Raw genomic sequence first — 23,105 nt, forward strand, 5'->3', positions numbered from 1 at the left:
GGAGATCGCCATGCTGCTCAACCTGCTGGTCGGCATTCCCGCCATGCTGCTGTGCCTGCTCATGGAGGCCTACGTCGTGGTCATGTGCCTGCGCTACTACGTGAACTACTACAGCCGCACCGGCAAGACTGGCGCAGGCGACCAGACCCTGCTGTGGGACTGCCTGGTGCTGGGCCTGGTGATGCTGCTGATGATGCTCGGCTATTTCGTGCAGATCATCCTGTGGGCCGGCCTGTTCATGCTGCTTGGCGAGTTCGACGCGTTCGCCACGTCGATCTACTACTCGGGAGTGACCTTCGCCACCCTCGGCTATGGCGACATCGTCCTCTCCGAGCGCTGGCGCCTGCTCGGCGCCCTGGAGGCCGGCAACGGCGTGCTGATGCTGGGAATCTCCACCGGGGTGATGACCGCCGCGGTGCGGGAGGTGATCAAGCACAACATGGAGAGGCTCGGGCGCGGGTCGAACGGTTAAACTCTGCAGCCTGCCCAGACCGAGGAGGCTGCATGAAGCTCTATCTGTACGACCACTGTCCCTTCTGCGTGCGCGCCGAAATGGTCGCCCACTACAAGCAGGTGCCGGTCGAGCAGGTCTACCTGCTCAACGACGACGAGGCGAGCTGCTTCGCGCTGATCGGCGCCAAGCAGGTGCCGATCCTGCAGTTCGACGACGGCCGCGCCATGGGCGAGAGCTTGGACATCGCCCGCAGGCTGGACGAACTGGGCGATCCGGCGCGGCCGATCCGCCCGCACGGCGACTACCTGCCGATCCAGGAGCACATCAACGAGGTGCGCCTGGCCATCTGGTGCCTGCTGTTCCCCCGCGACATCGCCCTGGACCTGCCGGAGTTCGCCACGGCGGCGGCGCGCGACTACTTCCAGGCCAAGAAGGAGCAGATCATCCAGCGCCCGTTCAGCCAGGCCCTGGCGGAAACCGCCGAGCACAAGGCCGCGGTCGAGGCGATGCTGGCCAGCCTGCCGCCCCTGCCGCTGCCCAGCGCCCACGGCGGCACCCTGGGCTGGGACGACGTGCTGCTCTACCCCGGCCTGCGCAACCTGAGCATGGTCAGGGACATGGCCTTCCCGCCGGCGGTGCGCGCCTACGTCGACGAGGTCGCCCGCCTCACCGAGACCGCCACCTACTTCGAGCGGGCGATCTGAGCGTGCACATCTTCCTCGCCCGCGCCAGACTGGCCGCCGCCATCCTGCTGCCGGCCTGGCTGCTGATCACCCTGCTGCTCAAGCTGTGGCGGCCGGTGATCGCCGGCCGCCCCGAGTGGCAGGTGGCGGCGATCATCGTGCCGCAGATGATCGCCGGCATGGTGTTCGTCATCATCCCCATCACCCAGGGCATCCTCGTCCGCCTCGCCGCCCGCCGGCAGGGCCTGAAGAACGACTGAGCTTCCCATGCACACTCTCGAACAACTGCGCCGCGGCGAACTGGCCGGCGCCCGCCGCCTCGACCTGTCCGCCGGGCTGACCGAGCTTCCCGACGAAATCCTCTCCCTCGCCGACAGCCTCGAGGTACTCAACCTCTCCGGCAACCGCCTGCGCCATCTGCCGGACTGGCTGCCGCGGCTGGGCAAGCTGCGCATCCTGTTCTGCTCGGACAACCCCTTCGAGCAGGTGCCGGAAGTGCTCGGCGACTGCGAAAAGCTGGAGATGGTCGGCTTCAAGGCCTGCCGGATCCGCGAGCTGCCGGTGGCGGCGCTGCCCGCCCGGCTGCGCTGGCTGATCCTCACCGACAACGCCCTGGAGCGCCTGCCGGCCGAGCTGGGCAACTGCCAGCGCCTGCAGAAGATGGCGCTGGCCGGCAACCGCCTGACCGCGCTGCCGGACAGCCTGGCCGACCTGCAGCGCCTCGAGCTGCTGCGCATCTCCGCCAACCGCCTCGACGCCCTGCCCGGCTGGCTGATGGAGCTGCCGCGCCTGGCCTGGCTGGCCTTCGCCGGCAATCCGTGCAGCGATACCCGCGAAGCGCAGGTGCTGGCCGAGCATCCGCTGCCGCCGATCGCCCGCACGAGCATCGCGCTGGGCGAGGTGCTCGGTCAGGGTGCATCGGGGATCATCCAGCGCGCCGAGTGGCGCCTCGACGGCGAGACGGCGCAGCCGATGGCCGCCAAGCTGTTCAAGGGCCACGTCACCAGCGACGGCCTGGCGCACAGCGAGATGGCCGCCTGCCTGGCCGCCGGCGCGCATCCCAACCTGATCGGCGTCGCCGGCCCGCTGGCCGAGCAGGCCGGCGCCGCGCCCGGGCTGCTGCTGGAGCTGATCGACCCGGCCTTCCGGCCGCTGGCCGGGCCGCCGTCGCTGGCCAGCTGCACCCGCGACTGCTACCCCAGCGAGCGCCGTTTCGACCTCGACGAGGCGCTGCGCATCGCCCGCGGCGCGGCCGCGGCGGTCGCCCACCTGCACGGGCGCGGCATCCTGCACGGCGACCTGTACGCCCACAACCTGCTGGTCGACCCGGCCGGCGCCTGCCTGCTCGGCGACTTCGGCGCCGCCTCGTTCTTCGATCCCGCCAGCGCTCAGGGCCGGGCCCTGCAGCGCATCGAGGCGCGCGCCTTCGGCCATCTGCTGGAGGAGCTGCTGCAGCGCTGCCCCGAGGAGCGGCAGCCCGAGCGCCGGCACGCGCTGGCCGGGCTGAGCGAGCGCTGCCTGAGCCCGTGGGTCGGCGAGCGGCCGGACTTCGCCGAGATCCTCGCCGCCCTGCAGGGGGAGCCGCCGGCTACCAGTGTCTGACCAGCAGCTGGATGCCGGCCAGCAGCATGCCGGCGCGGGCGATGCGGTAGAACCACAGGTGGTTGACCTTGTCCTGCAGCCACAGTCCGGCCCACACGCCCAGCGGCACGAAGGGCGCCAGGCTCAGGCTGATCAGCAGGTTGTCCCGGCTGAACTGGCCCAGCCAGGCGTAGGGCACCAGCTTGACCGCGTTGGTGAGCAGGAAGAAGACGTTGATGGTGGCCACGTAGCGCACCTTGTCCAGCTGCTGCGGCAGCAGGTGCATCATGATCGGCGGGCCGCCGGCGTGGGCGACGAAGCTGGTGAAGCCGGCCAGGGTGGACAGCAGGGTACCCTTGCCCTTCGGCGGCGGCAGGCCGGGGCGCGGCTGCGCCGGCCTGAGCAGGTTGGCCAGCACGAAGGCCACGGCGATGCCGCCGATCAGCAGGCCGATCACCCGCTCGTTGAGCAGCTCGAAGGTCAGCGAGCCGATCAGCACGCCGACCAGCGCCCCCGGCAGCATGATCCTCAGGTTGGCCATGTCCCACTTGCCATAGTAGGCGCGCAGGCCGACCAGGTCGGCGACGCAGAGGATCGGCAGCATCACCGCCGCCGCCTGGGTCGGCGCCAGGCCCAGCGCCAGCAGCGGCACGGCGATACCGCCGAGGGCGCCGCCGAAGCCGCCCTTGGACAGGCCGGTGAGTAGCACGGCGGGCAGGCCGAAGAGCAGGAAATCGGTCAGGGACATAGAGGCATCCATGGGCAGCGCAACGCGGGCCGCGCAGTTTAGCGCCCGGGCCGCGGGATGACAGAGGCGGCCGGACTATACTGGCCGAATACCGGACGCCGTCCCAGGGCAATCGCATGACTGGCATCCGGGCTGGCCAATCCGCTACAGGGGCGAATTCATTCGCCCAAATGCCCCGCCAAGGCGAATGAATTCGCCCCGGACCGGGAGCCCCACCCTCCGAGAGCAGAGGAGCCCGCCATGAACACGCTGTCCCAAGCCCACTGCGAAGCCTGCCGCGCCGATGCCCCGCAGGTTTCCGAGCGCGAACTGGCCGAACTGATCCACGAGATCCCCGACTGGAACATCGAGGTGCGCGACGGCGTCATGCAGCTGGAGAAGGTGTTCGCCTTCCCCGACTTCCAGCGCGCGCTGAACTTCACCAACGCGGTCGGCGCCCTCGCCGAGATGGAGGGCCACCACCCGGCGCTGCTCACCGAGTGGGGCAAGGTCACCGTGACCTGGTGGACCCACAAGATCGGCGGCCTGCACCGCAACGACTTCATCATGGCGGCGCGCACCGACCACGCTGCGCAGCACGCCGAAGGCCACCGCCAGTCGTAGCCGCCCGGCAGCCCGCCATGGACCAGGCAACCGAGCGGAACGGCAAGGCACAGGCCCACTCGCCTGGCGGGGGGAGTTTCCGGGTTAGAATGCCCGCCCCGCCTTCCGAGACCCGCTCCTCCATGCCCGAGCCCCAGCGCCTGCGCCAGATCCTCGTCCTCGGCCTGCCGATCATCGGCGGCATGCTCAGCCAGAGCCTGATCAACCTGGTGGATGCGGCGATGGTCGGCCACCTGGGCGAAACGGCGCTGGCCGGGGTCGGCATCGGCAGCTACGCCAACTTCATGGTCATCGCCCTGGTCATGGGCCTCGGCTCCGGCGTGCAGGCGCTGGTGGCGCGCCGCCGCGGCGAAGGACGCCTGGCCGAAGTGGCCAGCCCGCTCAACGCCGGCCTGCTGCTCGCCCTGCTGGTCGGCCTGCCGCTGGGGCTGCTGTGCTGGTGGGCCGCGCCCTGGATCATCGACCTGCTGGCCGACGACCCGGCGGTGGCCGCCATCGGCCAGGACTACTTCCAGTGGCGGGTGCTGGCGGTCGCCGCGGTCGGCCTGAACTTCGCCTTCCGCGGCTTCTGGAACGGCAGCCACCGCTCCGGGATGTACATGCGCATCCTGCTCGGCATGCACCTGTTCAACGCCGCGCTCAGCTACTGCCTGATCCACGGCCGGCTCGGCCTGCCGGCCCTCGGCGCCGAGGGCTCCGGGCTGGGCACCTGCATCGCCCTGTGGCTCGGCTCGCTGGTCTACGCGGTGCAGACCTGGCGGGTGGCGCGCGGCGGCGGCTTCCTGCGCCAGCGCCCGCCAGCCATGGAGCTGCGCGTGCTGCTGCGCCTGGCGCTGCCCAACTCGCTGCACCAGTTCCTGTTCGCCACCGGCATCACCATCCTGTTCTGGATCATCGCGCAGATCGGCACCGCCGAGCTGGCGGTGGCCCACGTGCTGATCAACCTGACCCTGCTGCTGATCCTGCCGGCCATCGGCCTGGGCATGGCGGCCACCACCCTGGTCAGCCACAGCCTCGGCGAGGGCGACGTGGAGGCGGCGCACCGCTGGGGCTGGGAGGTGGTGCGCATCGCCGCCTTCGGCCTGGCCCTGCTGGGCGTGCCGTTCTGGCTGTGCCCCGAGGCGATCCTCGGCCTGTTCGTCACCGATCCGGCGCTGATCGAGCTGGGCACCCTGCCGCTGCGCCTGACCGGGCTGGGCATGGTGCTGGACGCCGGCACCCTGGTGCTGACCCAGGCACTGCTCGGCGCCGGCGCCAGCCGCACGGTGATGGCGATCAGCCTGGGCAACCAGTGGCTGGTGCTGCTGCCGCTGACCTACCTGCTCGGCCCCGTGCTCGGCTACGGCCTGCTGGCGATCTGGAGCCTGTACATCCTGCAGCGCGGCCTGGTGTCGGCGGTGTTCGGCCTGATGTGGCAGCGCCGCGCCTGGGCGCGCATCCAGCTGTAGGGCGACTTGCGCAGCCCGGGAATGCGCACGAAGCTTGCTGCAGACCCCGCGAGAGAGGTGGCCATGAACCAGCCCGACAAGCCCACCGACAAGCAGCACGAGCGCCCGCTCGGCCTGCGCCAGATGCTGCAGAGCGTGCTGGCCGCCGCCTTCGGCGTGCAGAGCAATCGCAACCGCCAGCGCGACTTCAGCCGTGGCAAGCCCAGTCACTTCATCCTGCTCGGCCTGCTGTTCACCCTGCTGTTCGTGCTGCTGCTGTTCGGCGTGGTGCGCCTGGTGCTGAACCTCGCCGGGGTCGGCTAGCTAGCCGGCCCCGGTATCCCGGGTCACTGCTGGCTGACCCACATCAGCGCGGTGCTCACCGCTATCAGGATCAGGGCCAGTGCGGCCCGGGCGTCGGCCTTGCTGTCGGCGCGGTCGTGGCTGTCGTGCTCGTTCATCGTCGATTCCCCTGTGGGTCTGCTCCTCCTGAGTCAAGACCACTGCCGGCCGGCGCTCAAGGCCGCTGCCGGCATTCTGCCAGCAGCCATTTCCCGCCGCCTCGCCGCGGCCATGCTAGGCTTTGCGACAGACATCAGCTCACGAACCTGGCGGCGTCACGACATGCACCTCTCCACCGAGTTCAGGATCGATCTGCGTCGCCTGATTCTGCTCCTGGCCGTGACGACCGCCCTGCTGACGCTGGCCAATACCTTCTATGCCAGCTATCAGGCGCAGCGCGTCCTGCTGATCCGCCAGACCCTGGAGGCCAACCGGGTCTACGCCAGCAAGCTCGCCGAGAGCACCGAAAGCCTGCTCGCGGCGGCACGCCAGCAACTGGCCTACAGCGCCACCCACCTGGCGCCGCAGCTCGACCAGCCGCAGCAGCTGGCCATGGAGGCCGAGCGCCTGCGGCTGCAGACCGACAGCTTCAACTCCACCTTCATCGTCCGCGACGACCGCACCCTGCTCGCCGTCTCCCCCCCGACCCTGCACGGCGTGGGCGCCAGCATCGACAGCGACGGCGCCCGCGAGGCCCTGGAAAAGCGCGAGCCGCTGGTGAGCCGGCCCTTCATGTCGGCCAGCGGCCGGCTGGTCATCGCCATCAGCCATCCGATCCACAGCAGCGACGGCCACTACCGCGGCTATGTCGGCGGCGCCATCTACCTGCGCGAGGAGAGCGTGCTCGGCGCCCTGCTCGGCGAGCACTTCTACCGAGACGGCTCCTACCTGTACGTGGTCGACCGCCACGGGCAGGTCCTCTATCACCGAGACTCGGAGCGGGTGGGCGAAACCATGCGCTCCGACCCGGCGCTGGAGGCGGTGATCCGCGGCGAGAGCGGCAGCCGTCGGGTGATCAGCCGCCACGGCGTCGACATGCTGGCCGGCTATGCGCCGGTGCCCAGCACCGGCTGGGGCATAGTCGCCCAGCGGCCGACCCAGGCCGCCCTGGCCGAGCTGAACGAGATGATGCTCGGCATCCTGGGCAACGCGATCCCCGTCTCGCTGCTCACCCTGCTGGGGCTGTGGTGGCTGTCGCGGCTGATCGCCCGGCCGCTCTGGCAACTGGCCAGCAACGCCCGTCACCTCGACTCGCAGGCGGCGGGCGAGCAGATCCGCCAGGTGCGCGCCTGGTACTACGAGGCAGGCCAGCTCAAACAGGCCCTGCTGGCGGGGCTGGCACAGTTCAGCCTGAAGATCGGCCAGCTCAACCTCGACTCGATCACCGACCCGCTGACCGGGCTGCTCAACCGCCGCGGCATGCAGCTCGCCCTCGAACAGTGGCAGCTCAGCGGCCATGCCTATGCGGTGATCGCCATCGACATCGACCACTTCAAGGAGGTCAACGACCGCTTCGGTCACGATGTCGGCGACCAGCTGCTGCGCCACCTCGCCCAGCTGATGCAGCAGATCGCCCGCCAGGCCGACGTGCTGTGCCGCTTCGGCGGCGAGGAATTCGTCATGCTGCTGCCCCGCACCACCCTGGTCGACGCCTGCGGCGTGGCCGAGCGGCTGCGCCAGTGCGTGGCCGACAGCCCGAGCCCGGACGGCACCACGGTGACCATTTCCCTCGGCGTCGCCCATTGCCCCGACAGCCGCAACGGCACCGAGACGGTGCTGAAGAAGGCCGACCAGGCGCTCTACGCGGCCAAGCACCAGGGGCGCAACCGGGTGGTCATCGCCGGCGCGGCCTGATCGGCTGCGGGTGCTACTGGGGGAAGGGGCGCCGATGTGATAAGGTCGCACGCTTTCCATGGATTGACTTCGCCGGCGCCGCAATGCCTTCCCTCCGATCCCTGCTGCGTCTCGATCTGCGCCGCCTGATCCTGCTGCTCACCCTTGCCACGGCACTGCTCACCCTCGCCAATACCTTCTATGCCAGCTACCTGGTGCAGCAGGACCTGCTGATCCAGGAAAGCCTGGAGTCCAACCGCGTCTATGCCGTCAAGCTGGCCGCAAGCACCGAGCACTTCCTCGCCGGCACCCGCCAGCAACTGGCCTACAGCGCCAGCCTGCTGCCCGGGCAGATGCAGGACGAGGAGCGCCTGAACCGGGAGGTCGACCGCCTGCGCCTGCAGACGGTCAGCTTCAACTCGGTATTCGTGGTGGATGCAAGCGGCAAGGTACTGGCTTCCTCGCCGCAGACCCTGCAGCAGGTGGGCAAGACCGTGCAGAGCCACGGCGCCCTGCAGGCACTGAGCGAGCGCCGGCCGCTGATCAGCGCCCCCTACATTTCCGCCCTGGGCAACCTGGTGGTGTTCATTTCCCAGCCGATCCACGACCGCCAGGGCAACTACCTCGGCTACGTCGGCGGCAGCATCTACCTGCAGCAGCACAACATCCTCAACACCCTGCTCGGCGAGCACCACTACAAGGACGGCTCCTACCTGTACGTGATCGACCGCGACCGCCGCCTGCTCTACCACCCGGAAGCCGCGCGGATCGGCGAGGTGGTGCACGGCAACCCGGTGATCGAGGACGTGATCCGCGGGCAGGACGGCAGCCGCCGGCTGATCAACTCGCGCGGCGTGGACATGCTGGCCGGCTACGCGCCCGTGCCCAGCACCGGCTGGGGCATAGTCTCCCAGCGCCCCACCGCCAGCGTCATGGCCAAGCTGCGGAGCCTGATGCTGGGGGTGCTGAGCAATGCCGTGCCCTTCTCGCTGCTCAGCCTGCTGGCCATCTGGGGGCTGGCGCGGATGGTCTCCCAGCCCCTGCGCCAGTTGGCCAACACCGCCCAGCATCTGGACTCGCCGACCGCCAGCGAGCAGATCCACCGGGTACGCTCCTGGTACTACGAGGCGGCCCAGCTCAAGCGTGCCCTGCTCGCCGGCCTGGCCCTGCTGCAGCAGAAGATCGGCCAGCTCAACCTCGACACCCTCACCGACCCGCTCAGCGGCCTGCTCAACCGCCGCGGCCTGCAGGTTGCCCTGGAGCAGTGGGTGCGCGGCGGGCAGCCCTTCGCCGTGCTGGCCCTCGACATCGACCACTTCAAGCTGATCAACGACAACCACGGCCATGAAGCCGGCGACCGGGCGATCCGCCATTTCGCCGGGCTGATGCGCGACTGCTCGCGCCGCGACGACGTCCTCTGCCGCTCGGGCGGCGAGGAGTTCGTCATGCTGCTGCCGGGCACCAGCCTGCACTCCGCCTGCCAGGTCGCCGAACGCCTGCGCCAGCGGACCGAATCCGCCACGGCGCCGAACGGCATCCGCTTCACCCTCTCCGTCGGCGTCGCCCATTGGCCGGACAGCGCACACGAGGTCGACGGCGTGCTGCAGCTGGCCGACCAGGCCCTGTACCGGGCCAAGCGCGAGGGACGCAACCGGGTGAACAGTGCCGCGGCAAGCTGCCAGCCGTGAGGCGATCGCGCGCAAGCCGCGGCTCGGGCTCGGCCTTATCTATTAAGGTTATGTACATATAGTTATTCTTCACTTTGTTGCATAAGCACGAGCTGCTATCGTGCCGCCACTCCATCGGAGTGCGCAGCCGTGTGCGCAGCAGAAACGCCTTGTCCAGCCCGCACGGCGCCGCCGACAGCCTGAGAGCAGAGAATTACATGTACGTATACGACGAATACGATCAGAGGATCATCGAGGAGCGCGTCGCGCAGTTCCGCGGCCAGACCGAGCGCTACCTGGCCGGCGAACTGGGCGAGGAGGAATTCCGCCCGCTGCGCCTGCAGAACGGCCTGTATGTGCAGCGCCACGCACCCATGCTGCGCGTCTGCGTGCCCTACGGCCTGCTCTCCGCGCCGCAGCTGCGCATGCTGGCCAAGCTGGCCCGCGACTACGACAAGGGCTACGCGCACATCAGCACCCGCCAGAACGTGCAGTACAACTGGCCGAAGCTGGAAGACGTGCCGGACATGCTCGCCGAACTGGCCAGCGTGCAGATGCACGCCATCCAGACCAGCGGCAACTGCATCCGCAACGTCACCACCGACCAGTTCGCCGGCGTCGCCGCCGACGAGGTGATCGACCCGCGTCCGTGGTGCGAGATCATCCGCCAGTGGGCCACCTTCCACCCGGAATTCGCCCACCTGCCGCGCAAGTTCAAGATCGCGGTGAACGGCTCGGCCGCCGACCGCGCCGCCATCGAGGTGCACGACATCGGCCTGGAGCCGGTGCACAACGAGGCCGGCGAGCTGGGCTTCCGCGTGCTGGTCGGCGGCGGCCTCGGCCGCACCCCGATCGTCGGCAGCTTCATCAACGAATTCCTGCCCTGGCAGCACCTGCTGACCTACCTGGAAGCCATCCTGCGCGTGTACAACCGTTACGGTCGCCGTGACAACAAGTACAAGGCGCGCATCAAGATCCTGGTCAAGGCGCTGACCCCGGAAGTGTTCGCCGAGCGCGTCGCTGCCGAGTGGGCGCACCTCAAGGACGGCCCGGCCACCCTGACCGAGGCCGAACTGGACCGCGTCGCCGCGCACTTCGTCGACCCGGCCTACCAGGCCCAGGCAGACCAGAGCGCCGCCCTCGCCGCGCTGGACGCAGAGCACCCGGGCTTCGCCCGCTGGCGCTTGCGCAACGTGGTCGCCCACAAGAAGCCGGGCTACTGCGCCGTCACCCTGTCGCTGAAGGTCACCGGCATCGCCCCCGGCGACGTCACCGACAAGCAGCTGGACGCCGTCGCCGACCTGGCCGAGCGCTACAGCTTCGGCGAGGCGCGCACCAGCCACGAGCAGAACATCATCCTCGCCGACGTCGAGCAGTCCAAGCTGTTCGCCCTGTGGAACGAGCTGCGCGAGCTGGGCCTGGCCACGCCGAACATCGGCCTCTTGACCGACATCATCTGCTGCCCCGGCGGCGACTTCTGCTCGCTGGCCAACGCCAAGTCGATCCCGATCGCCGAGGCCATCCAGCGCCGCTTCGACGACCTCGACTACCTGTTCGACCTCGGCGAGATCGACCTGAACATCTCCGGCTGCATGAACGCCTGCGGCCACCACCACATCGGCAACATCGGCATCCTCGGCGTCGACAAGAAGGGCGAGGAGTTCTACCAGGTGTCGATGGGCGGCGAAGCCGGGCGCAACGCCAGCCTCGGCCAGATCCTCGGCCCGTCCTTCGCCCAGGACGACATGGCCGACGTGATCGAGAAGATCATCAATGTCTACGTCGAGCAGCGCCATGAAGACGAGCGCTTCATCGAGACCTTCCGCCGTATCGGCATCGATCCCTTCAAGGAACGCGTCTATGCAAAGAATCATTAAGAACGGCGAGGTCATCGACGAGCGCTGGCACCTGCTGCCGGTCGACGCCACCCTCGACGGCATCTCCAACAGCGACGACCTGATCGTGCCGCTGGGCCTGTGGCTGGAATCCAGCCACGCCCTCAAGGTGCGCGACGGCGGCCTGGGCGTGTGGCTGCAGAGCCACGAGCAGATCGAGGACATCGTCGACGACCTGAAGCACTTCCAGGTCATCGCCCTCGACTTCCCGGCGTTCACCGACGGCCGCCACTTCTCCAGCGCCCGCCTGCTGCGCGAGCGCTACGGCTACAAGGGCGAGATCCGCGCCATCGGCGACGTGCTGCGCGACCAGCTGTTCTTCATGCACCGCTGCGGCTTCGACGCCTTCGCCGTGCGCCCGGACCGCGACCCGTACGACGCGCTCAAGGGCCTGTCGGACTTCTCGGTGACCTACCAGACCGGGGTCGACCAGCCGCTGCCGCTGTTCCGCCGCCGCTGAACCATCCGCCTCCCGGCCCCGGGCCGGAGAGACGCATGCCAACGAGGCCCGCATCCCAGGATGCGGGCCTCGTCGTTTGCGCCTGTGCCCCTCACACGCGCCAGCCTCCGCATCCCGCACAGGCGGCAGCCCGCACCTGCCAAAAGGTTGCACCCTCATGCAACTGTGAAGCGCCGCTGTTATAATTGTGAAACGGATCACAATTTTTCGCGTGGGATTGGCGCACCTCGATGGGACTGGTTTCCGCAATGGCCAGGCAGGCCAGGTTCTGGCTGAACAAAGACCTGGGGTTTTTCGCACGGAAGAAGACGCTGCGCGAGATGATGGCCGAACGCGGCCTGGACGAATTCGGGCGCAGGAAGACACAGGCCGCACCCGCGGAGCGGCCCGCGCCACCGGCAGCAGAGCCCGCTCCACAGACGGGAGCCACAGCGAGGTTCGTCGCCAGCTTCAGCTACGCCACCCTCGGTCAGCAGACCGTCGAGATCGAGGAACTCAACGCGCTGGAGTTCCGTGGCCGCAACCGGCAGGACGGCCGCCTGCATTCCTACGCCTGGGCGAAGATCAGGGGACTGGTGAAGATCGTCGACAGCGGCGAGATGCTCACGCCCCTCGAGGTGCTCGACCGCTTCCACTGAGCCGGCGAGCACCACCGGCTCGAACCGGGACGTTCCCGCTTCAGTCGATGCGCACCAGGGTGCGCCCCACCATGCGCCCGGCGAGGATGCGGTAGACCGCGTCGGGCAGTTCCTCCAGGCCGATCTCGTGGCAGACCAGCTCGAGATTGTCGAGTCTCCAGGGGCCGGCCAGCTTTTCCCACATGGCCGCCTTGGTGGCCAGCGGCAGCTCCACCGAGTCGACGCCGAGCAGGTTGACCCCGCGCAGGATGAACGGCAGCACCGAGGCGCGGCTCATCGCCGCACTGGCGGTCAGCCCGCAGCAGGTCACGCTGGCGCCGTACTGCAGCGACTTGACCACGTTGAACAGGATGTCGCCGCCCACGGTGTCCACCGCACCGGCCCAGCGCATCTTCAGCAGCGGCTTGTCGGTGCCGTCGCGCAGCAGGGTGCGGTCGATGATCTGCTGGGCGCCCAGCCGGTGCAGGAACTCGGCCTGCTCCAGCTTGCCGGTGGACGCCGCCACGGTATAGCCCAGCCGGGTCAGCAGCAGCACCGCGACGCTGCCCACTCCGCCGCAGGCGCCGGTGACCAGCACCGGGCCGGCCGCGGCATCCAGGCCCATGCGCTGCAGCTTGTCGATGCACAGCCCGGCGGTCAGCCCGGCGGTGCCGAGCAGCATGGCCTCGCGCAGGGACAGCCCTTCGGGACGGCGCAGCACCCAGGCGGCCGGCACGCGCACGTACTGGGCGAGCCCCCCGGCGTGGTTGGCGCCCAGGTCGTAGCCGGTGACCAGCACCTCTTCGCCCGGCTGGAATTCGCCGGTGGAGCATTCGACCACCTCGCCGGCGGCGTCGATGCCGGGGGTGTGCGGGTACTCGCGGGTCACCGCGCGGTTGCCGCTGGCCGACAGCGCATCCTTGTAGTTGAGCGAGGACCAGCGCACGCGGATCAGCACCTCGCCCGGCGGCAGGTCCTCGATGCGCCGCTCGACCACCGCCTGGTCGAACACCCCCGGGCTGCTTTCGGTCACCCAAAGGGCCTTGAAACTCGTCATCCTGTCCTCCTCATGTCGCCGGTCGATGCGCCGGCGCCCGGCTCACTGCCAGAAACGGGGTTGCGACAACCGGCTCCACCAGCGCAGCAGCACGCTGTCGAGCACGGCACCGGTGGCCAGGCCGACACGTTCCTGCAGGCTCTTCTTCTCGTGGTAGCGCAGCTGGTACAGGTCGGCGTGCCGGGCACGCTCGGCCAGGTATTCGTCGCTGGTCATCAGTTCGTCGACCAGTTGCTTGCCCAGCGCCGCCTGGCCGAGCCAGACCTCGCCGGTGGCGACCTCGTCGATGGCCAGTTGCGGGCGATAGCGGGCGACGAAGTTCTTGAACAGCTCGTGGGTGATGTCCAGGTCTTCCTGGAACTTCTCCCGGCCCTTGTCGGTGTTCTCGCCGAACACGGTCAGGGTGCGCTTGTACTCGCCGGCGGTGAGCACCTCGAAATCGATGGCATGCTTCTTCAGCAGGCGGTGGAAGTTGGGCAACTGGGCGACCACACCGATCGAGCCGAGGATGGCGAAGGGCGCGGCGAGGATCTTCTCGCCGATGCAGGCCATCATGTAGCCGCCGCTGGCGGCCACCTTGTCCACGCACACGGTCAGCGGCACGCCGGCCTGACGGATGCGCGCCAGCTGCGAGGAGGCCAGGCCGTAGCTGTGCACCATGCCGCCGCCGCTCTCCAGGCGCACCACCACCTCGTCCTGCGGGGTGGCCAGGCTGAGCAGCGCGGTGACCTCGTGACGCAGGTGCTCGCCGGCCGAGGCCTTGATGTCGCCATCGAAGTCCAGCACGTAGACCCGCGGCCGGTGGCTGGCGGCCTTCTTCTCGGCCTTTTCCGTCCTGGCTTCCTCCTTGCGCAGCGCCTTGAGCTGCTCCTTGTCCAGCACGCTGTCCTGCAGGCGCTCGCGCAGGGCCCTGTAGAAGTCGTTGAGCTTGTGCACGTCCAGATGTCCACCGGAGCGGCGGTCGCGGCTGCGCAGCACGGCGATGGCGACCAGGACGACGAGGATGGCCACCAGCACGGTCACTGTCCTGGCCAGGAAACCGGCATACTCGACAAGAAACTCCACGGGCTCTCCTTGATGGCTTGTGGCGGTCTGCAAAGCATACCGGCGCCGACCGGCGGCGGCCACCGCCAGCGTGACGGCACGACCGCGGCGACGTTTCAAACGTGCGTATGGTCGCGTTGACAGCCCGCCGGCAGCCCCCTACCCTCGCCTGCAAACGCTTCCTGCCGCCGGCACGACTCCCCGCCAAACACAAGGACCCCTTCATGAGCAGCGTCGCCAAAGTCATCGAAACCATGCAGGCCCGCTTCAATGCCAACGCCGCCGCCGGCCTCGACCTGGTGTTCCAGTTCAACATCGAGGATGCGGAGAACTACTACCTGAGCATCAAGGACGGCACCTGCAGCCTCACCGAAGGCAACGCCGAGTCGCCCAACGTCGCCCTGATCATGGACAGCGCCACCCTCAAGGGCGTGCTCAAGGGCGAGATCAGCGGCATGGAGGCGTTCATGACCGGCAAGCTGCGCACCGAGGGCGACATGATGCTGGCCCTCAAGCTGGGCGACCTGTTCCCGTCCTGATCGGGCAGGCAGACAGAAAAAAGCCGGAGCATGCTCCGGCTTTTGCGTTTCTGGCGCCGCGTTACAGCACCATCGCCGCCACCCAGCCGAAGGCCAGCAGCGGCAGGTTGTAGTGCAGGAAGGTCGGCACCACGCTGTCCCAGATGTGGTTGTGCTGGCCGTCGACGTTGAGGCCGGCGGTCGGGCCGAGGGTGGAGTCGGAGGCCGGCGAGCCGGCATCGCCCAGGGCGCCGGCGGTGCCCACCAGACTGACGATGGCCAGCGGGCTGAAACCCAGCTCGACGCCCAGCGGCACGAAGATCGCCGCGATGATCGGCACGGTGGAGAACGACGAGCCGATGCCCATGGTCACCAGCAGGCCGACCAGCAGCATCAGCAGCGCACCGAGCGCCTTGCTGTTGCCGATCGCCCCGGCGGAGGCGTCGACCAGCGACTTGACGTGGCCGGTCTCGCGCATCACCTCGGCGAAGCCGGCGGCGGCGATCATGATGAAGCCGATCATCGCCATCATCTTCATGCCCTCGGTGAACAGGCCGTCGGCCTCCTTCCAGCGCACCACGCCGGAGGCGGAGAACACCACGAAGCCGGCCAGCGCGCCGATGATCATCGAGTCCAGCCACAGCTGGATGGCGAAGGCCACCGCTACCGCCACCCCGGCCACGCCGAGGGTCAGCAGGCTGTAGCGGCGCTCGACCTGCTCGGCCTGCTCGATCAGCGCCAGGTCGTACCGGCGCGGCTTGCGGTAGCTGACGAACACCGCCACCAGCAGGCCGAAGAGCATGCCCAGCGCCGGGATCGCCATGGCCTCGGTGACGCTCACCCCGGCCACCTCGACGCCGCTCCTGGCCACGTTGGCCAGCAGGATGTCGTTGAGGAAGATGCTGCCGAAGCCCACCGGCAGGAACATGTACGGGGTGATCAGGCCGAAGGTCAGCACGCAGGCGATCAGCCGGCGATCCAGCTGCAGGCGGCTCAGCACGTAGAGCAGCGGCGGCACCAGCAGCGGGATGAAGGCGATGTGGATCGGCAGGATGTTCTGCGAGGACACCGCCACCACCAGCAGCAGGCCGAGCACCAGCCACTTCACCGTGCCGCCGCCGTTGGCCTCCTGACGCCCGACCAGATGCAGCGCCCTGTCGGCCAGCGCGTGGGCCATGCCGGAACGGGCGATGGCCACCGCGAAGGCGCCGAGCAGTGCGTAGGACAGCGCCACGGTGGCGCCGCCACCGAGGCCCTTGTTGAAGGCCGCCAGGGTGCCCTCGATGCCCAGGCCGCCGACCAGGCCACCCGCCAGGGCGCCGAGGATCAGGGCGACCACCACATGCACCCGGCACAGGCTGAGCACCAGCATCAGGCCGACGGCGATGAGTACCGCATTCATGTCTTCACTCCAGATTTCGGGATCGCCCGCGGGCGAAAGGCGCGCACTCTGCCCAAACCCCGGCGACCTGTCAAAAGCGCACGCCCGACGGCCCGTTGCGGCGACGCGTTGCGCCAGCGCGGACGGCCGGCGGGCAAGTGCCGATCGGCGTCCATGGTCCACACTGGTAAGCCGGATCATGGCCTCTCCCGCTTATGATTATTTATTCTATACATAGAACCAAAAATCGCAGTAGGCTGTATTCATGACATACCCCCATGGGTATACAAGGACTGACGGAGGATTGCCCCATGAATGCCCGCATCGAAGCCTTCTTCGACCCCGCCACCTTCACCTACAGCTACGTGGTGAGCGATCCCGAGAGCCGCCAGTGCGCACTGATCGACCCCGTGCTGGACTACGACCCCGCCGCCGGGCGCACCTCGCACCACAGCGCCGACCGCCTGATCGCCTACGTGCGCGAGCATGGCCTCAGCGTGCAGTGGATCCTCGAGACCCACGTGCACGCCGACCACATGAGCGCCGGCCACTACCTCAAGGAACAGCTCGGCGGCCAGCTCGGCATCGGCGACCGCATCCCGGTGATCCAGCAGACCTTCGGCAAGCTGTTCAACGCCGAAGCGGAGTTCGCCACCGACGGCCGCCAGTTCGACCACCTGTTCGCCGACGGCGAAGAGTTCCTGGTCGGCAACGTCCAGGCCCGCGCCATCCACACCCCCGGCCACACCCCGGCCTGCATGACCTACCTGATCGGCGATGCCGCCTTCGTCGGCGACACCCTGTTCATGCCCGACTACGGCACCGCGCGCTGCGACTTCCCCGGCGGCGACGCGCGCGCCCTGTACCACTCGATCCACGCCAAGCTGTTCGCCCTGCCGGACGCCACCCGCGTGTTCATGTGCCACGACTACAAGGCGCCGGGCCGCGAGGAGTACCTGTACGAGACGACCATCGGCGCCGAACGTGCGCACAACGTGCATATCCACCAGGGCATCGGCGAGGAGCAGTTCGTCGCCATGCGCCAGGCCCGCGACGCCACCCTCGGCATGCCGACCCTGATCCTGCCCTCGGTGCAGATCAACATGCGCGCCGGCGAGCTGCCGCCCGCCGAGGCCAACGGCAGCCGCTACCTGAAGATCCCGCTCGACGTGCTGTGACGCCGCCCCCGCACTCCAACGCAGACTGGAGAACGACAAGATGCAACCGATCAAGCGCCTGACCCCGTTCATCGCCGTGGCTGGCCAGCTCGAACCTGCCGACATGGGAGCCCTGGCCGCCAGCGGCTACCGCTGCGTGATCAACAACCGCCCGGACAACGAGGGCGAAGGCCAGCCCTCCAGCGCCGCGATGCGCACCGCGGCCGAGGCCTCCGGCCTGGAGTACCATGACCTGCCAGTAGTCTCCGGCAAGATCACCGACGAGGACGTCGCGGCCTTCCGCGAACTGCTCGACCGGGTCAGGGGCCCGGTCGTGGCCTTCTGCCGCACCGGCACCCGCTCCACCACCCTGTGGGCACTGGCCGAAGCCCACCATCTCGCCCCTGACGCCCTGCTGCAGACGGCCAGGGAGGCCGGCTACGACCTCGCCGCCCTGCAGCCGCGCCTCGAGCTGCGCTGGCAGACCCTGCCCAACCAGCCGGTATCCCCCAGCCAGTTCGCCCACACGCCGCGTTACGACGTGCTGGTGATCGGCGGCGGCGCCGCCGGCTGCGCGGTGACCGCCAGCCTGCTCAAGCGCGATGCGGGCCTGCGCATCGCCATCGTCGAACCGCGCGAACAGCACTACTACCAGCCCGGCTGGACCCTGGTCGGCGCCGGGGTGTTCGACCGCGCCCGCACCGAGCGCGACATGGCCCGCTGCATCCCGCCCAGGGCGCAGTGGATCCGCGCCGCCGCGGCGGCGTTCGAGCCGGAGCAACAGCAGGTGGTGCTCGAGGACGGCAGCCGCCTGGGCTACCGCGCGCTGGTGGTCTGCCCGGGACTGACCCTCGACTGGAGCGCCATCGAGGGAGCGAAGGAGGCCCTGGGCAGGAACGGCGTGACCAGCAACTACGTGTTCGAGCTGGCGCCCTACACCTGGCAGCAGGTGCAGGCCCTGCGCGGCGGCCGCGCGCTGTTCACCCAGCCGCCGATGCCGATCAAGTGCGCCGGCGCGCCGCAGAAGGCCATGTACCTGTCCTGCGACCACTGGCTGAAACAGGGCGTGCTGAACAGCATCGAGGTCGACTTCTGCTCGGCCGGCGCCGTGCTGTTCGGCGTCGCCGACTTCGTACCGCCACTGATGAAGTACGTCGAGCGCTACGGCGCCCACCTCAACTTCGGCGAGACGCTGGTCAAGGTCGATGGCGAAGCGCGCAAGGCCTGGTTCCGCAAGGCGGCCGCCGACGGCGGCAGCGAACTGGTCGAGCGCGAGTTCGACTTCCTGCACATGGTGCCGCCGCAGCGCGCCCCCGAGTTCGTCCGCCAGAGCCCGCTGGCCAACGCCGACGGCTGGGTCGAGGTCGACCACGAGACCCTGCGCCACCCGCGCTACGGCAACATCTTCAGCCTCGGCGACGTGTGCGCCGCGCCCAACGCCAAGACCGCCGCCGCGGTGCGCAAGCAGGCGCCGGTGGTCGCCGAGAACGTCATCGCCGTGCTGGCCGGCCGCGGACCGCGGGCCATCTACGACGGCTACGGCTCCTGCCCGCTGACGGTCGAGCGCGGCAAGGTGATCCTCGCCGAGTTCGGCTACGGCGGAAAGCTGCTGCCGACCTTCCCCCTCGACCCGCGGGTGCCGCGCCGCCTGGCCTGGGACCTGAAGACCAAGTGGATGCCGGGCATCTACTTCGACCTGATGCTCAAGGGCCACGAATGGCTGGCCGAGCCCAGGCACCTGGACTTCGAGCCGCGCCCGGTGGAATCGCCGGCGGCCTGTGACTTCACCCAGGAGAAGAAGTGATGAAAGAGCGGCTCGCCCGCTTCCTGCCGTGCCTGCAGTGGGCACGGCAGTACGACCGCGACGCTGCCGGCAAGGATTTCCTGGCCGCGGCGATCGTCACCCTGATGCTGATCCCGCAGAGCCTGGCCTACGCCATGCTCGCCGGCCTGCCGCCGATCAACGGCCTGTACGCCAGCATCCTGCCGCTGATTGCCTACGCCCTGTTCGGCACCAGCCGTACCCTGGCGGTCGGTCCGGTGGCGGTGGTCTCGCTGATGACCGCCGCCGCCCTCGGCCCGCTGTTCGCCAGCGGCAGCGCCGAATACGCCGGCGCCGCCCTGCTGCTGGCCCTGCTCTCCGGCGCCCTGCTGCTGGCCATGGCGGTGCTGCGCCTGGGCTTTCTCGCCAACTTCCTCAGCCACCCGGTGATCTCCGGTTTCATCAGCGCCTCGGGCCTGCTCATCGCCCTCGGCCAGCTCAAGCACATCCTCGGCATCCGGGCTGCCGGCGAACACGCCCCGCAACTGCTGCTCGACCTGCTCGCCAACCTGCCGGATACCCACCTGCCGACCCTGGCCATCGGCGCCAGCGCGCTGGCCTTCCTGTTCCTGGTCCGCAGCAAGCTCAGCCCCTGGCTGCAGGCGCTCGGCTTCACCCCGCGCGTGGCCGGCAGCCTGGCCAAGACCGGGCCGGTGCTCGCCCTGCTCGCCTCGATACTGGCCGTCAGCCTGCTCGACCTGGCCGAAGCCGGCGTGCGCGTGGTCGGCGCCGTGCCCAGCGGCCTGCCGGCGTTCAGCCTGCCGACCCTGGACCTGGCGCTGGCCACCCAGCTGCTGCCGGCCGCCCTGCTGATCAGCCTGGTCGGCTTCGTCGAGTCGGTCTCGGTGGCGCAGACCCTGGCCGCCAAGCGCCGCCAGCGCATCGAGCCCAACCAGGAACTGGTCGCCCTCGGCGCCTCCAACGTGGCCGCGGCGCTCAGCGGCGGCTTCCCGGTCACCGGGGGCTTCGCCCGCTCGGTGGTCAACTTCGATGCCGGGGCGCAGACCCCGCTGGCTGGCGCCCTGACCGCCGTCGGCATCGCCGTCACCGTGCTGTTCTTCACCCCGCTGTTCCACAACCTGCCGCAGGCGGTGCTGGCCGCCACCATCATCGTCGCGGTGCTCAGCCTGGTCGACCTCGGCGCCCTGAGGCGCACCTGGCGCTACTCGCGCCAGGATGCCGCCGCCATGGCCGCGACCATGCTCGGCGTACTGCTGGTCGGCGTCGAGGCCGGCATCCTGATCGGCGTCGGCCTGTCGCTGCTGCTGTTCCTCTGGCGCACCAGCCAGCCGCACATCGCGGTGGTCGGCCAGCTGCCGGGCAGCGAGCACTTCCGCAACATCGAGCGCTTCGCCGTGGTGGAAAGCCCGAAGGTGCTCTCGGTGCGCGTCGACGAGAGCCTGTACTTCCCCAACGCCCGCTACCTCGAGGACCGCATCGCCGAACTGGTCACCCGTCACCCGGAGGCCGAGCACCTGGTGCTGATGTGCCCCGGCGTCAACCTGATCGACGCCAGCGCCTTGGAAAGCCTCGAGGCGATCAGCGCGCGCCTGCATGCCGCCGGCATCCAGTTGCACCTCTCCGAGGTCAAGGGCCCGGTGATGGACCGCCTCAGCCAGACCGATTTCCTCGCGCACTTCGGCGGCCGGGTATTCATCAGCCAGTTCGAGGCCCTCGCCGAACTCGACCCGCAGACCACCCGACGCGCCATCGGCCAGCGCCGCAACGGACTGCCATTCGTTCACCCCCAACTGCAGGAAAGCGACAGTGAAAAACGCCCATGACCTGGTAGCCGAAGCCAAGGCCCGCATCGACGAAATCGACCTCGACACCGCCGAAGCGGCGATCCGCAGCGCCGACGCGCTGCTCGACGTGCGCGAGGCCGACGAGTTCCACGCCGGGCACATCCCCGGCGCGGTGAATATCCCACGCGGCCTGCTGGAGTTCCGGCTCAGCGCCAGTCCGGGACTGTCCGCCCGCGACCTGAATATCGTGCTGTACTGCAAGACAAGCGGCCGCGCCGCACTGGCCGCCTGTGCCCTGCAGGACATGGGCTACCTGAACGTGCAGTCGATCGCCGGCGGCTTCGACGCCTGGAGTGCGGCCGGCAAGGCGGTGCTGACGCCGAGCCTGCCGGTGTTCGACTGAACCGACCGCACGGCATCCCATCCCGCAACCCGAGAGGCAATACATCATGCAGAAGAACGTTGGCGGTATCGACAAGATCGCCCGCATCGTGGTCGGCATAGCGCTGATCGTCTGGGCCATCGCCGGCGGCCCGGTGTGGGCGTGGATCGGCATCCTGCCGCTGGCCACCGGCCTGCTCAACTGGTGCCCGGCCTACAGCCTGCTCGGCATCAAGACCTGCCCGCAGAAGAAGTGACGGCCCGCCCCCGGCCGCGTGGCTGAAGGGCTCGCCGGCCGACCCGGGACAGACTCGGGGCTCGCTGCAGGGGGTGCACCGCGCGCGGATGAACTATGGTTGCTCTGCAACCCGCGGCTGGGCCGTCCCGACCGGAGCGAGCCGCGGGCGGCGGGAGCGCTGCCGGCCAGGCCTGCAACACCCGCCGACGAAGCCGACGACGATCCCTTGGGGGGGGCACGACATGAAGGAACTACTGGTGGAGCTGATCACCCTGATCAGCTCGGGCAGCATGGGAAACGACGACATCCAGCGGATCGCCGACGAGGCAGCCCAGGCCTATGCCGATCCGCCGGCCTTCCTCGCCGCCCATCCGGAGAGCGGTTACGAGGACGGCTGCCCGATCCCGCCCGGGGAATGGGTACTGCTCGGCAGTCTGCCGGATAGCGTGCTGTTCCAGGCCAAGCAGGCCGACGAGCTGTTCCAGCAGGTGATCGACTCGTTCGGCACGTCGTCGCCCTTCCCGTTCGAGGCTGGAGATCTTGCCGGGGAGGATCTGCTGACCGCCCTGCAGCGCATCCAGGTGGCGCTGAGCGACCTGTATCCGGAAACGGAAGGCTACGAACTGGTCGACTTCGGCGAGCCGCTGGACGGCGGACTGCAGATGGTGCTGATCTACACCCGCGACCTGCCGCGGCTGCTGGAGCTGTCGATGGAAATCGGCATCTATGCGGCGCCGGCCTACGAGAGCCGGCTGACCGCGCTGGGCGACGGCGAGGACGGCTGAGCGGCAAGCGGGAACCCCGCAACACCTGCGCGGGTTTCCCGCCCAGCCATCCAGCCAGTGGCGGCCCCCACGGGGCCCGCCCCCTCAGTAGACGTAGTCGCTTTCGCTGCTCAGCTCGCGAAAAGCGCCATAGTGAACCTCGTCGCTGAACATCAGCTCCCCGCTCACCTCCGTGGGCAGCTCGTCGGCGGGACAGAATCCGTCGTTGCAGGCCGCATCCACGACCCAGCAGCCACGGATGAAGCTCACCTCGTAGCCATCGCGACGCAGCGCCCCCTCGGCCCGCTCCAGTGCCTCGCGCAGGGTATTGGCAGCGGCATAGACATTGACATGGCAGCTGACGAAATCCCGTGCCTGGCCGCTGGCCGGCGACGGCCGTACTTCGGCCCCCACGCAGAACAGATGATTCTTCATTGCGGTTCTCCTCAATGACTTCGCTTGTCGACAGCCCCCGCAACGGGGTGGCAGGGAAGAACATCACTGCAAGCATGGCACACGGACGCCGCTCGGGCATCGGGTTGCCGCGCCAGCCGCCGCCACACAAAAAACGCCCGCCCCGGCCTGGCCGGAGCGGGCGTTCTGGAGTGCCTGGCGATCAGCCCTGGCGGATCAGGTGGTCGAAGGCGCTCAGCGAGGCCTTGGCGCCCTCGCCGACGGCGATGACGAT

25 protein-coding genes are annotated in these 23,105 nt (G+C 69.0%); 19 read left to right on the plus strand and 6 right to left on the minus strand.

Going from position 1 to position 23,105, the window contains the following annotated elements:
* Nucleotides 1-10: 10 nt before the first annotated feature.
* From E5198_RS03465 to E5198_RS03480, 4 genes are read left to right on the plus strand one after another with little or no spacing between them, the layout of a single operon-like run.
* On the plus strand, nt 11-472 hold the full coding sequence (locus E5198_RS03465; protein ID WP_136488625.1) for a potassium channel family protein: 462 nt from the start codon (nt 11-13) through the stop codon (nt 470-472).
* Nucleotides 473-504: 32 nt separating this feature from the next.
* Nucleotides 505-1,158: a glutaredoxin 2 gene (gene grxB / locus E5198_RS03470; protein WP_136488626.1), complete on the plus strand. Its 654-nt coding sequence runs from the start codon at nt 505-507 to the stop codon at nt 1,156-1,158.
* Nucleotides 1,159-1,160: 2 nt separating this feature from the next.
* Entirely contained in the window at nt 1,161-1,397 is a 237-nt protein-coding gene (locus E5198_RS03475; RefSeq protein WP_136488627.1) for a hypothetical protein, read from the plus strand.
* 7 nt (nt 1,398-1,404) lie between these two features.
* A complete protein-coding gene (locus E5198_RS03480; protein WP_136488628.1) occupies nt 1,405-2,739 on the plus strand; it encodes a leucine-rich repeat-containing protein kinase family protein in 1,335 nt (444 codons plus the stop codon).
* Here the strand turns inward: E5198_RS03480 and E5198_RS03485 are convergent.
* The gene (locus tag E5198_RS03485) at nt 2,726-3,466 is read right to left on the minus strand and encodes a sulfite exporter TauE/SafE family protein (RefSeq protein WP_136488629.1); all 741 of its coding nucleotides are present in this window, start codon (nt 3,464-3,466) and stop codon (nt 2,726-2,728) included. The genes E5198_RS03480 and E5198_RS03485 overlap by 14 nt on opposite strands.
* Nucleotides 3,467-3,706: 240 nt before the next feature.
* On the opposite strand from E5198_RS03485, the gene E5198_RS03490 reads away from it, so the two are divergent.
* The 8 genes from E5198_RS03490 to E5198_RS03525 all read left to right on the plus strand — a co-directional run bounded on the left by E5198_RS03490 (nt 3,707) and on the right by E5198_RS03525 (nt 12,331).
* Entirely contained in the window at nt 3,707-4,069 is a 363-nt protein-coding gene (locus tag E5198_RS03490) for a 4a-hydroxytetrahydrobiopterin dehydratase (RefSeq protein ID WP_136488630.1), read from the plus strand.
* Nucleotides 4,070-4,191: 122 nt separating this feature from the next.
* Nucleotides 4,192-5,517 carry an MATE family efflux transporter gene (locus tag E5198_RS03495; protein WP_136488631.1) on the plus strand — a complete coding sequence of 442 codons (1,326 nt, stop codon included), beginning with the start codon at nt 4,192-4,194 and terminating at the stop codon, nt 5,515-5,517.
* Between the two features lie 63 nt (nt 5,518-5,580).
* Entirely contained in the window at nt 5,581-5,820 is a 240-nt protein-coding gene (locus E5198_RS03500) for a DUF2970 domain-containing protein (protein ID WP_136488632.1), read from the plus strand.
* Between the two features lie 300 nt (nt 5,821-6,120).
* Entirely contained in the window at nt 6,121-7,692 is a 1,572-nt protein-coding gene (locus E5198_RS03505; protein ID WP_136488633.1) for a diguanylate cyclase, read from the plus strand.
* Nucleotides 7,693-7,775: 83 nt separating this feature from the next.
* Nucleotides 7,776-9,359 (plus strand): diguanylate cyclase, encoded by a 1,584-nt coding sequence (locus E5198_RS03510; protein WP_178084040.1) that lies wholly within the window; start codon nt 7,776-7,778, stop codon nt 9,357-9,359.
* 197 nt (nt 9,360-9,556) lie between these two features.
* Nucleotides 9,557-11,215: a nitrite/sulfite reductase gene (locus E5198_RS03515; protein WP_136488634.1), complete on the plus strand. Its 1,659-nt coding sequence runs from the start codon at nt 9,557-9,559 to the stop codon at nt 11,213-11,215.
* Entirely contained in the window at nt 11,199-11,693 is a 495-nt protein-coding gene (locus E5198_RS03520) for a DUF934 domain-containing protein (RefSeq protein ID WP_136488635.1), read from the plus strand. The genes E5198_RS03515 and E5198_RS03520 overlap by 17 nt, the downstream gene beginning before the upstream one ends.
* Nucleotides 11,694-11,923: 230 nt before the next feature.
* On the plus strand, nt 11,924-12,331 hold the full coding sequence (locus tag E5198_RS03525; RefSeq protein ID WP_136488636.1) for a hypothetical protein: 408 nt from the start codon (nt 11,924-11,926) through the stop codon (nt 12,329-12,331).
* A 40-nt stretch (nt 12,332-12,371) separates the two neighbouring features.
* On the opposite strand, the gene E5198_RS03530 is transcribed toward E5198_RS03525, so the two are convergent.
* Both E5198_RS03530 and sohB read right to left on the minus strand, forming a co-directional pair.
* Entirely contained in the window at nt 12,372-13,367 is a 996-nt protein-coding gene (locus E5198_RS03530) for a YhdH/YhfP family quinone oxidoreductase (RefSeq protein WP_136488637.1), read from the minus strand.
* A 42-nt stretch (nt 13,368-13,409) separates the two neighbouring features.
* Nucleotides 13,410-14,432, minus strand: coding sequence for a protease SohB (gene sohB / locus E5198_RS03535; protein ID WP_136488638.1), 1,023 nt, complete (start codon nt 14,430-14,432; stop codon nt 13,410-13,412).
* A 203-nt stretch (nt 14,433-14,635) separates the two neighbouring features.
* On the opposite strand from sohB, the gene E5198_RS03540 reads away from it, so the two are divergent.
* On the plus strand, nt 14,636-14,950 hold the full coding sequence (locus tag E5198_RS03540; RefSeq protein ID WP_136488639.1) for an SCP2 sterol-binding domain-containing protein: 315 nt from the start codon (nt 14,636-14,638) through the stop codon (nt 14,948-14,950).
* Nucleotides 14,951-15,011: 61 nt separating this feature from the next.
* Here the strand turns inward: E5198_RS03540 and E5198_RS03545 are convergent, their stop codons facing one another.
* Complete coding sequence (locus E5198_RS03545) at nt 15,012-16,331, minus strand: Na+/H+ antiporter family protein (protein WP_136488640.1); 1,320 nt, start codon at nt 16,329-16,331, stop codon at nt 15,012-15,014.
* A gap of 290 nt (nt 16,332-16,621) precedes the next feature.
* Here E5198_RS03545 and E5198_RS03550 point away from each other — a divergent pair, with 290 nt between their 5' ends.
* From E5198_RS03550 to E5198_RS03575, 6 genes are all read left to right on the plus strand, one after another.
* Nucleotides 16,622-17,488 carry an MBL fold metallo-hydrolase gene (locus E5198_RS03550; protein WP_136488641.1) on the plus strand — a complete coding sequence of 289 codons (867 nt, stop codon included), beginning with the start codon at nt 16,622-16,624 and terminating at the stop codon, nt 17,486-17,488.
* Nucleotides 17,489-17,528: 40 nt separating this feature from the next.
* Complete coding sequence (locus tag E5198_RS03555) at nt 17,529-19,271, plus strand: bifunctional protein tyrosine phosphatase family protein/NAD(P)/FAD-dependent oxidoreductase (protein WP_136488642.1); 1,743 nt, start codon at nt 17,529-17,531, stop codon at nt 19,269-19,271.
* Complete coding sequence (locus tag E5198_RS03560; RefSeq protein ID WP_136488643.1) at nt 19,271-21,073, plus strand: SulP family inorganic anion transporter; 1,803 nt, start codon at nt 19,271-19,273, stop codon at nt 21,071-21,073. The genes E5198_RS03555 and E5198_RS03560 overlap by 1 nt, the downstream gene beginning before the upstream one ends.
* Entirely contained in the window at nt 21,057-21,437 is a 381-nt protein-coding gene (locus tag E5198_RS03565; RefSeq protein ID WP_136488644.1) for a rhodanese-like domain-containing protein, read from the plus strand. The genes E5198_RS03560 and E5198_RS03565 overlap by 17 nt, the downstream gene beginning before the upstream one ends.
* 46 nt (nt 21,438-21,483) lie before the next feature.
* Complete coding sequence (locus E5198_RS03570) at nt 21,484-21,672, plus strand: DUF2892 domain-containing protein (protein WP_136488645.1); 189 nt, start codon at nt 21,484-21,486, stop codon at nt 21,670-21,672.
* A gap of 223 nt (nt 21,673-21,895) precedes the next feature.
* Entirely contained in the window at nt 21,896-22,438 is a 543-nt protein-coding gene (locus E5198_RS03575) for a hypothetical protein (RefSeq protein WP_136488646.1), read from the plus strand.
* Nucleotides 22,439-22,522: 84 nt separating this feature from the next.
* On the opposite strand, the gene E5198_RS03580 is transcribed toward E5198_RS03575, so the two are convergent.
* Nucleotides 22,523-22,852 (minus strand): hypothetical protein, encoded by a 330-nt coding sequence (locus tag E5198_RS03580; RefSeq protein WP_136488647.1) that lies wholly within the window; start codon nt 22,850-22,852, stop codon nt 22,523-22,525.
* A gap of 181 nt (nt 22,853-23,033) precedes the next feature.
* The coding region (locus E5198_RS22305) for a hypothetical protein (protein WP_372239863.1) at nt 23,034-23,105 on the minus strand (72 nt) is incomplete at its 5' end.

Source organism: Pseudomonas sp. A-1 (assembly GCF_004801855.1).
Taxonomy (GTDB): Bacteria; Pseudomonadota; Gammaproteobacteria; order Pseudomonadales; family Pseudomonadaceae; genus Geopseudomonas.

What these genes read in the sequence shown, in the direction of transcription:
- E5198_RS03465 (WP_136488625.1), top strand. Translation starts at nt 11, where the DNA reads ATGCTGCTCAACCTGCTGGTCGGCATTCCCGCCATGCTGCTGTGCCTG.
- grxB (WP_136488626.1), top strand. Translation starts at nt 505, where the DNA reads ATGAAGCTCTATCTGTACGACCACTGTCCCTTCTGCGTGCGCGCCGAA.
- E5198_RS03480 (WP_136488628.1), top strand. Translation starts at nt 1,405, where the DNA reads ATGCACACTCTCGAACAACTGCGCCGCGGCGAACTGGCCGGCGCCCGC.
- E5198_RS03485 (WP_136488629.1), bottom strand. Translation starts at nt 3,466, where the DNA reads ATGTCCCTGACCGATTTCCTGCTCTTCGGCCTGCCCGCCGTGCTACTC.
- E5198_RS03490 (WP_136488630.1), top strand. Translation starts at nt 3,707, where the DNA reads ATGAACACGCTGTCCCAAGCCCACTGCGAAGCCTGCCGCGCCGATGCC.
- E5198_RS03495 (WP_136488631.1), top strand. Translation starts at nt 4,192, where the DNA reads ATGCCCGAGCCCCAGCGCCTGCGCCAGATCCTCGTCCTCGGCCTGCCG.
- E5198_RS03500 (WP_136488632.1), top strand. Translation starts at nt 5,581, where the DNA reads ATGAACCAGCCCGACAAGCCCACCGACAAGCAGCACGAGCGCCCGCTC.
- E5198_RS03505 (WP_136488633.1), top strand. Translation starts at nt 6,121, where the DNA reads ATGCACCTCTCCACCGAGTTCAGGATCGATCTGCGTCGCCTGATTCTG.
- E5198_RS03510 (WP_178084040.1), top strand. Translation starts at nt 7,776, where the DNA reads ATGCCTTCCCTCCGATCCCTGCTGCGTCTCGATCTGCGCCGCCTGATC.
- E5198_RS03515 (WP_136488634.1), top strand. Translation starts at nt 9,557, where the DNA reads ATGTACGTATACGACGAATACGATCAGAGGATCATCGAGGAGCGCGTC.
- E5198_RS03520 (WP_136488635.1), top strand. Translation starts at nt 11,199, where the DNA reads ATGCAAAGAATCATTAAGAACGGCGAGGTCATCGACGAGCGCTGGCAC.
- E5198_RS03525 (WP_136488636.1), top strand. Translation starts at nt 11,924, where the DNA reads ATGGGACTGGTTTCCGCAATGGCCAGGCAGGCCAGGTTCTGGCTGAAC.
- E5198_RS03530 (WP_136488637.1), bottom strand. Translation starts at nt 13,367, where the DNA reads ATGACGAGTTTCAAGGCCCTTTGGGTGACCGAAAGCAGCCCGGGGGTG.
- E5198_RS03540 (WP_136488639.1), top strand. Translation starts at nt 14,636, where the DNA reads ATGAGCAGCGTCGCCAAAGTCATCGAAACCATGCAGGCCCGCTTCAAT.
- E5198_RS03545 (WP_136488640.1), bottom strand. Translation starts at nt 16,331, where the DNA reads ATGAATGCGGTACTCATCGCCGTCGGCCTGATGCTGGTGCTCAGCCTG.
- E5198_RS03550 (WP_136488641.1), top strand. Translation starts at nt 16,622, where the DNA reads ATGAATGCCCGCATCGAAGCCTTCTTCGACCCCGCCACCTTCACCTAC.
- E5198_RS03555 (WP_136488642.1), top strand. Translation starts at nt 17,529, where the DNA reads ATGCAACCGATCAAGCGCCTGACCCCGTTCATCGCCGTGGCTGGCCAG.
- E5198_RS03560 (WP_136488643.1), top strand. Translation starts at nt 19,271, where the DNA reads ATGAAAGAGCGGCTCGCCCGCTTCCTGCCGTGCCTGCAGTGGGCACGG.
- E5198_RS03570 (WP_136488645.1), top strand. Translation starts at nt 21,484, where the DNA reads ATGCAGAAGAACGTTGGCGGTATCGACAAGATCGCCCGCATCGTGGTC.
- E5198_RS03575 (WP_136488646.1), top strand. Translation starts at nt 21,896, where the DNA reads ATGAAGGAACTACTGGTGGAGCTGATCACCCTGATCAGCTCGGGCAGC.
- E5198_RS03580 (WP_136488647.1), bottom strand. Translation starts at nt 22,852, where the DNA reads ATGAAGAATCATCTGTTCTGCGTGGGGGCCGAAGTACGGCCGTCGCCG.